Source organism: Rhodocaloribacter sp., from assembly GCF_056451265.1.
In genome coordinates, this window is record NZ_JBWOPL010000025.1 from 54,594 (window position 1) to 62,732 (window position 8,139).

An 8,139-nucleotide genomic window follows, 5' to 3' on the forward strand; every position below is an offset into this window, starting at 1 on the left:
GTCATTGAAGTTTTCAATAATCCCCGGAGGCCTCCGGATCGCTATTTCTTCTCGAAAACAGCGTTTTTTGCACCTTCTCCGCGCCTCTCCGAACGCCACGGAATCGACGCTCGTGCGTCCGAAATCGTCGCGTGCTATATTCCTTCCGGGTATCGACCGGCTCCGGCGATTCATAACCCGGACATCGTTCACGGTCCCCGAAAGCGTCCTCCCGCGAACCTTTCACGTCCTTTTACGCATGGTCATCATCGAACGCGCGCCCGCACAAGAGGAGATCCTGGACTTCATCGACGACGGGATCCGCCAGATCCGGGCTTCCGGCGCGGAAGCGAAATACATCCTGATCGGCCGGGAAGCGTATCACACGTTCCGCCACGCGATGGCCGAGCGCCTTCACCGCAAGCCGAAGCATTTCGAGACGTACCAGTACCTCCCGGTCGTGCTCGACCCGTTCCGAACGGACGGCGTCTGTGTGGTGCCGGGGCCGGGCGAGTGCTCCCGAGGCGTACAGACGTACCGCATCGACGAGTGAGCGGCCTTCACGCCGAGGCGAGCAAGCGCGCGACTTCGTCGCGGAAGCGGCGGCCCCACGCGGCGGGCGGCGGCGCGGACCAGCGCATCGGCTCCTTTCGCGTCGGGTGTGTGAGCCCCAGCAGGTAGCAGTGAAGCGCCAGGTTTCGCCCGTCGAGTTCACGGGCGGCGCCGTATCGGACATCGCCGAGGATGGGGTGGCCCCGATGCGCCATTTGCACGCGGATCTGATGCGGACGCCCCGTGGCGAGCGCCACCTCCACGAGGCTCAGTCCCTCTGCCGTGCCGAGCACCCGCCAGCGCAGTTCAGCCCGTTTCGCCCCCGGATAGCTCTCCGGCACGACGCGCACCGTCCGCCCCTCTTTCACAAGGTGATCGACGGCCGCCCCCGCGCCCTCCCACCGCCCCTCGACGAGCGCGAGGTAGCGCTTCTCCGGCGTGCGCTTCCGAAACTGCTCGGACAGACGCGCCGCCGCCTTCGACGTGCGCGCCAGCGCCATCACCCCGGACGCCGGACGGTCGAGACGGTGCACGAGCCCGAGAAAGACATTGCCCGGCTTCCGGAACCGCTCTTTGAGAAAAGGCTTGCCGAGGGTGAGCACGTCCACGTCGCCCGTGCGATCGGCCTGTGAGAGCAAACCCGGCGGCTTGTTGATGACGAGCAGGTGGTTGTCGAGATAGAGCACGTCGAGCTTCATAGCCGCGCCAGCGCCTCACGGTCGGCCTTCTTCAGGCTGGCCGTGACGAGTGCATACGAGTGATCGACCAGTTCCCGCACGAGGTCGTCCGGCACGTCGCCGTCGAGCCGCAGGGTGTTCCAGTGCTTCTTGTTCATGTGATAGCCCGGCTCGATGGCCTCATACCGCTCGCGGAGGTCGAGCGCGCGCAGGGGATCGCACTTGAGGTTGACGCTCAGCGGCAACCGCGTCAGGTTGATGAGCGCGAACATCTTCCCCATCACCTTGAAGACGAGCACGCCTTCGCCGAAGGGCATGCCCTCGGTGACGCCTTTGCGAGCGTGGCAATACCGGTACAGACTTTCGACGTCCATGACGCCCCTCCTTCGCTCATTCCGTGGCGTGCTCGAGCGCGGGCTCGGCGGGCGCGTCGCACGCGTCGCACAGCGCATCGGCCACCGCCTCTCCCGCCGCCAGATCCGCAACCCAGTCCCGGAAGCGCCGCCCGTTCACCTCGTACGTGTAAAACTCGGGGCGTGAGAGGATCGTGTGCACCGTACCCGGGGCGAGGTACGCCCGCACGTTGTCCACCTCGCGGTCGATGTCCGCCTGATTGGCCCGGATCAGGGATACGAGCGGGGCGTCCGTCTCCCCCGTGAGCCCGAGGAAGAAGCGCTGCACCTCGTCGTCGGCGGCATCGTAGCGGGCAAAGCGGATCTCCGGATGCCGCCGGGCGGCGGCCACGTAAAGGGCTTCGTACGAAAAGTTGTCCGGGGTGATGTGCGTGAAGCCCGGCGTCTGAGACACCACCTCGATGACGCCCCACCGGTCGTCGATCTGCCGGGCCGTATCGTTACGCCGATAGCCGCCGGCGGCGTCGCCGAGCTGGGCCGTGCGCGCCTCCGGATAGCGGTCGGCGACGATGGAGGCATAGTACGGCGAGGGAATGGCGCCGGCGCTGCTGCCCGTCACGAAGATCGCCTGCGGCGTGCGGAAATTCTCGAACGTCCAGTCGAGCACGGCGCGCGCATTGACGGCCCCCTTGTGCCGGATCGTCACCGTATGCGCTTCGGTGCTGTCCGTGGCAGCCACCTCGTACGTCGTCACCCGGTCGCCGAGATGCACGTCGGCGGTGCAGTACGGGACAAAGACCATACTGTATCCGGCGAACGGGTTGTCGGGGTTCTCCAGATCAAAGATGCCGTTTCGATGAGCGGGGTTGTCCTTCTCGTCCACCGTCGGATCGTACGTAGGCTTCGCCTGAAGGTCGCACGTCTCGCCGGTCCAGCACGCGCCGCCGCCCTCGAAGTGAATGAGCAATTTTTCCGGGTCGCCGCGCCGGACGAAGAACGCATACTCGCTCCCGTCCGAGCACGTGGTCGCTCCGCCGGGCGCGAGACGGTTCCACCCGTCGGCGAGCGCCGCGGCCGCCTCGCCGAGCGGCTCGGGGCGGCGGCACGCCGACAGAGTCAACAACACAACGACAATCCATAAGAGCGCGTGACGGTGGATCATGGCGTCTTCTCGATGATTGGGACAGGAAAAGCCCGCCCGGCCCTTGCCGGCGGAGCCGATTAAAATAGGAGGATTTCGGAGAAAAGCCACCCGTCGGCTCGCACTTGCCTGAAAAGCCGCCTGCCGCCGCCTGCCGCCGCATCACCCGCTTTTCTCGCCCGGCGTCTCCCGGACGGCCTGAACCTCGAGCATGACCTCGACCTCTTCGCCTACGAGCAGACCGCCCGTTTCGAGGACGCTGTTCCACGTCAGGCCGAAGTCTTTCCGGTTGATCCGCCCTTTCGCTTCGAAGGCGACGCGCTCCCGCCCCCGGAGGTCCACCGCTTCTCCCCGATAGATCACCTGAAGCGCAAGGGGCCGCGTGACGCCGTGCAGGGTGAGTTCGCCGAGGAGCACGAACGTATCGACGGTGACGTCGCGGACGCCGGTGCTCGTGAAGATGATCTCGGGAAAACGCTCGGCTTCGAGGAAGTCGGTGGAACGGAGATGGGCGTCCCGCTCTCCATCGCCCGTATTGACCGAGGCCGCCTCGATCCGCGCCTCGACCCTCAGGCTGCTCAGAGAGACCGGATTCATGTGGATCGCCGCCGTATATCGGTCGAAGCGCCCGACGACTTTGCTGAAGCCGAGGTGCCGCACGCGGAACTGCACACACGAGTGCACGGGGTCCACGGTGAAGACGTCTCGTTTAACGGCCCTTTCATGCATGGCGGTCTCTCCTACCCGATGGCGTATTCCGGTCTCATAACGCTATAATTTTGGGTGGATCAAACGCGCAAAGGTTACATTTGAAATTCGCACTCCGTTCCACCGCCCTCTGTTCTCACGCGCTCGGCATGCTCCGCGTGGAAACGCCGTCAGGGAAGCCCGTTGCCCCATCGATGCGTCCCATGCCTCGTCGACTGCCCCCCCGGCGGCGCTTCCCGGACGCGAGCCGAACCGTGAGCCCGCTCCTCCCTACCAGAGATGTTCGCCGAAGAAGGTCACGGTCTTCGCCCAGGCGTCGGTGGCGGCGGCAGCGTTGTATCGGGAGCCCGAAGGGTTGGCGAAGGCGTGCCCGGCATCTTCATAAACATAGATCTGCACGTCTTTGCCGAGGTCTTTGAGCGTCTTTTCGAAAGCCCGCACCGTCTCGAGGGGGATCCCCCGGTCCTGTCCTCCGAAGAAGCCGAGGATCGGCATTTCCAGCGTCGCGAGGCGGTCCGGATCGGTGACGAGGCGACCGTAATAGATGACGACGCCGTCGAGTTCGGTCGGGAGCGCGAGGGCCGTGTTGAGCGACATGCCGCCGCCGAAGCACCATCCGATGGAGGCCACGCGGGGCGCGTGCCCGGCGTTCGTGAGGTAGGCATACGCCGAGGTCAGGTTCGCCGTGGCGGCGTCCGGGTTCTGGAGGGCGGCGCGCATGAGCCGCTGCGCCTCGCCCGGCTCGGAAGCCACCTCGCCGCCGTAGAGGTCCACCGCCAGGGCGCGGTAGCCCTCCCCGGCGATCCGCTCTGCCATCTTCTTGATGTTGTCGTTGAGCCCCCACCACTCGTGGATGACGATGACGCCCGGCAACCCCGTTCCGGCTTCGAGACCGTGCGCCGCCGCCACCGAGTCCGCATGGGCGGGCGCGGCCATGAACCCGACCACCGGCTTCCCGTCCACCATGCCGTACTCGACCGTCTCCGTGACCACCGGGATGGCGGCGGGCCGAACGATCCCCGTCGGCTCGGGCACGTCGTCGGCGTGTTCGCGGGCCATGCGCCCGGTGTAGTCCTCGACGGCGCGTTCGGCCTCTCCGGCGCAGGCCGTCACGAGCAAAAAGAGCAAGAGAGAGGCGGCGGGGAGAAGCATGATCCGGCGCATGGCGACCTCCGGTAGGCTGGGTTGGACATCGATGTCTAAAGGCGTCTTTTCGGCGCATGGGACGGGGGGCTTTTTTCGGGACGAAAGCCGCAAAAAAACACCCCGGGCGCGTACGTGACGCCCAACCTACGCGCTGTCCGGCTAACTCGCAAGGCGTCTTTCCCTCCGGAGACAATGTTCCGGCGGATGTCGTATTTTGCCCGACGTGAATCGACTGCCGCGCTTCCTCCACCCGAGGGATGATGATGCCGAGAACCGCCGCGCCGCCCGTTCCGTCCGGTGAAGGACCCGAAGAGCTCCCGTTCGCCCATGAGGTGCGGCGGAAGATGCTTCATCTGCTGGCGCTCGCCGTGCCGGCGGGCATGGCGCTTCTGGGCAAGCCGGTCCTCTTCGTGCTCGCGCCGCTCGCGCTCCTGGCGCTGACCGCGGATCTTTTGCGCGTGCGCGCGGCCTGGTTCCGTCGATGCATCGAGCGTTTCTTCGGCGCGATGATGCGGCGGAGCGAGCGGCCACCGCTCGGCGGACCGGTGTCGGTCAACGGGGCGACGTGGGTGCTCGTCTCGGCGACGCTGCTCACGCTGCTCTTCCCCATCGACATTGCCGCGCCCGCGCTGGCGGTGTTCATGGTGGGCGACGCCGCCGCCGCGCTCGTGGGCCGCCGGTGGGGACGCCGGCGCTGGCCGGGGGGATCGCGCACGGTCGAGGGCACGCTGGCCTTCCTCGCCGCCGGACTGCTCACGACGGCCTTCATGCCGAGCCTGCCCTTCGGCGTCGGCGCGGCGGGCACGGCCGCCGCCGCCGTGGCCGAGGCCCTCCCCGGCCCCCTCAACGACAACCTCCGCGTCCCGCTCGTCCTCGCGACGGTGATCTTCGTGCTCGAACGCTTCGTGCTCGGCATCGACGCGCCGCTCCTCGCCTGGTGACCTCCTCCAACCCCTGATCCTCCCGCAAACGTCATGGCCAAACACAAAGGAAATGCTCTCAAGCGTCTGGCGGCGCTCGAACCCTTCCCCGAGCCGCCGATCCTCCACGTGCGCTATCCCGTCATGCTCATGCACGGCTTCGGGATGATGGCCGCCTTCCGGCGCGGCGGCATGCTCCATCCCATCGCACTCCGCCTCCGGGAACAGGGCGTCTGGGCCTATGCGCCGAACGTCGCGCCGTACGAGACGGTGCCCGTACGGGCGCAGATGTGGAAGGAGCGTCTCCTCCACGTGCTCGAAGAGACGGGCGCCGACCGCGTCAACCTCATCGCGCACTCGATGGGCGGCCTCGACGCGCGCTATCTCATCTCCGAACTCGCCATGCACCCGGTCGTCGCCTCGCTGACCACCGTCGCCTCCCCGCATCGCGGCACCGCCCTGGCGAACATCGTGCTCGAACAGCCGGAGCGGATCCACTCGTGGCTGGCGGGGCTGGCAAACTGGATGAGCACCGCCGCCATGGAAGAGGCGTCGGCTGATTTCAGCGGAGCCGTCGCCGAACTGACGCCGGAATACGTGGAGGAAACGTTCAACCCGGCCGTGCCCGACCATCCCTCCGTGCGGTACTGGTCGTATGCCGGGCGGGCGGGCAAGGGGACGGACGTGCCGATAAGCCCGCTCCTGCGCCCCCTGAACGCTCTTCTCTATGCCCGGGACGGCATCAACGACGGCTTCGTGGCCCTCGCCCGCGCACAGTGGGGCCACTACCTCGGCGCCCTCGACGCAGACCACGTCCAACAGATCGGCCTCGACTTCGCCTCCCGAAACGACTTCGACGCCCACGCCTTCTATCGCTCCGTCGTGGAAATGCTCGCCCGTGAGGGGCTGTGAGAGGCTCGTCCGGCGGCCCCGGGTAAGGGGGCTCACTCGCGCTCGAGGTCAGGAGCACCCGGACAATCCTCGCCCTCTTGGCTTTCTTCCCGCGATTCCTTTCTTTCCGTTATCCCGAACCCGAACCCCTTTCACACCGCACCCTCCATGAACGCCCGTTCCCGCACGCTCTTTCCCCCTCTCTTCTTCGTCTCTATGCTCTTCTTCGCGTGGGGAGGCTTTTCCGAAGCCCGCGCACAGATCTGCCCCGGCGACACCGGCGAGACGCTCATCACCTGCCTTCAGGGCGCCTTCACGCCGGCCACCGTGCTCGACATCGATCAGGCGCGCGACACCCTTTTTGCCGTCATCTCCCTCGAACCCGGCGACCTCGTGACGGACGTGTACACGAACCTCACGATCATGCTCGACCCGAATGCCGACCCGAACACCGACGCGCTCGGCAAGGGGCTGAACGTCGAGCACACCCTGCCGCAGTCGAAAGGAGCCACCGAGGGCACCCCGGCGCACAGCAACCTCCACAACCTCTTCCCCGTGTGGATCACCGCGAACTCGGACCGCTCGAACTTCCCCTTCGGTGAGATCGACGACGCGAACGTCGATTCGTGGTATTGCAACGGCGCGAAGACCTCGACCGCTCCGCCCGTGGACGAGCGCGCCGCGTGCAGCAAGTTCGACAACGAAACGCTGACCTTCGAGCCGCCGGAAGCGCATAAGGGCAACGCCGCACGAGCCGTCTTTTACATGTACACGATCTACCGCGCGCAGGCCGACGACGCCTTCTTCGATGGGCAAAAAAACATCCTTCGCACGTGGCACGACCAGGACCCGGCCGACGCCGATGAGATCGCCCGCGCAGACCGCATCGCCACGTATCAGGACGGCCTGACGAACCCGTTCATCACCGACGCCACGCTCGTCGACCGCGCCTTCTTCTCCGGCACGACCACCGGCGACGTGTTCCTCAGTGAGATCCGCATCGACGAGCCGGGAAGCGACGTGGACGAATACTTCGAGCTCGAGGGGCCCGACGGCACGGCGCTCGACGGCCTGACGTACCTCGTCATCGGCGACGGCGCCGGCGGCAGCGGCGTCATCGAGGCCGTCGTCGACCTCTCCGGGCAATCCGTCCCCGCGAGCGGCTTCTTCGTCGCTGCCGAAGCCACGTTCACCCTCGGATCGGCAGACCTGACGACGACCCTCGACTTTGAAAACAGCGACAACGTCACGCACCTCCTCGTCGACGGCTTCACCGGCTCCGACGGGCAGGACCTCGACACCGACGACGACGGCGCGCTCGACGCCACGCCGTGGACGAGCATCGTGGACTGCGTGGCGCTCATCGAAGACGCGGCGGGCGGCGACAAGGTCTATTGCGCCGAGACCATCGGCCCCGACGGCACGTTCGTCCCCGGGCACGTCGCGAAGGTCGGCGGCGTGTGGGCCATCGGCGCATTCGACCCCGTCGGCGGCGACGACACCCCCGGCGCGCCCAACGCCGTGCTCCCGGTGGAGTTGACCACGTTCACCGCCCGCCTCGACGGCGACGAAGCCCTCCTCGCCTGGCAGACCGCCTCCGAAACCAACAACGCCGGCTTCGAGGTTCAGACCCGAACCGACGGCCCGTGGCGATCCCTCGGCTTCGTATCCGGCGCAGGAACCACCACCGAGGCCCGGAGCTACGCCTTCCGCGCCGGCGGCCTCGCTCCCGGAACGCATCGCTTCCGCCTCCGGCAGCTCGACTTCGACGG

General features: G+C 66.9%; 9 protein-coding genes. 4 read left to right on the forward strand and 5 right to left on the reverse strand.

What is annotated here, in order from left to right:
* Positions 1-238: 238 nt before the first annotated feature.
* Positions 239-532 (forward strand): family 4C encapsulin nanocompartment shell protein, encoded by a 294-nt coding sequence (locus AC1HIY_RS03635; protein WP_479575345.1) that lies wholly within the window; start codon positions 239-241, stop codon positions 530-532.
* 7 nt (positions 533-539) lie between these two features.
* Here AC1HIY_RS03635 and AC1HIY_RS03640 read toward each other — a convergent pair whose 3' ends face one another.
* The 5 genes from AC1HIY_RS03640 to AC1HIY_RS03660 form a co-directional block, all read right to left on the reverse strand.
* Positions 540-1,229, reverse strand: coding sequence for an RluA family pseudouridine synthase (locus tag AC1HIY_RS03640; RefSeq protein ID WP_479575346.1), 690 nt, complete (start codon positions 1,227-1,229; stop codon positions 540-542).
* Positions 1,226-1,582 carry an MmcQ/YjbR family DNA-binding protein gene (locus tag AC1HIY_RS03645; RefSeq protein ID WP_479575347.1) on the reverse strand — a complete coding sequence of 119 codons (357 nt, stop codon included), beginning with the start codon at positions 1,580-1,582 and terminating at the stop codon, positions 1,226-1,228. Before AC1HIY_RS03645 ends, AC1HIY_RS03640 begins: the two co-directional genes overlap by 4 nt.
* Positions 1,583-1,598: 16 nt before the next feature.
* Positions 1,599-2,723 (reverse strand): pectin acetylesterase-family hydrolase, encoded by a 1,125-nt coding sequence (locus AC1HIY_RS03650; protein ID WP_479575348.1) that lies wholly within the window; start codon positions 2,721-2,723, stop codon positions 1,599-1,601.
* A 141-nt stretch (positions 2,724-2,864) separates the two neighbouring features.
* Positions 2,865-3,431 carry a YceI family protein gene (locus tag AC1HIY_RS03655; protein ID WP_479575349.1) on the reverse strand — a complete coding sequence of 189 codons (567 nt, stop codon included), beginning with the start codon at positions 3,429-3,431 and terminating at the stop codon, positions 2,865-2,867.
* A 249-nt stretch (positions 3,432-3,680) separates the two neighbouring features.
* Entirely contained in the window at positions 3,681-4,574 is an 894-nt protein-coding gene (locus tag AC1HIY_RS03660) for a dienelactone hydrolase family protein (protein WP_479575350.1), read from the reverse strand.
* A gap of 245 nt (positions 4,575-4,819) precedes the next feature.
* On the opposite strand from AC1HIY_RS03660, the gene AC1HIY_RS03665 reads away from it, so the two are divergent.
* The 3 genes from AC1HIY_RS03665 to AC1HIY_RS03675 form a co-directional block, all read left to right on the forward strand.
* On the forward strand, positions 4,820-5,497 hold the full coding sequence (locus tag AC1HIY_RS03665) for a diacylglycerol/polyprenol kinase family protein (protein ID WP_479575351.1): 678 nt from the start codon (positions 4,820-4,822) through the stop codon (positions 5,495-5,497).
* Between the two features lie 33 nt (positions 5,498-5,530).
* On the forward strand, positions 5,531-6,388 hold the full coding sequence (locus tag AC1HIY_RS03670; protein WP_479575352.1) for an esterase/lipase family protein: 858 nt from the start codon (positions 5,531-5,533) through the stop codon (positions 6,386-6,388).
* Between the two features lie 147 nt (positions 6,389-6,535).
* A partial coding sequence (locus AC1HIY_RS03675; RefSeq protein ID WP_479575353.1) for an endonuclease occupies positions 6,536-8,139 on the forward strand: 1,604 nt, incomplete at its 3' end.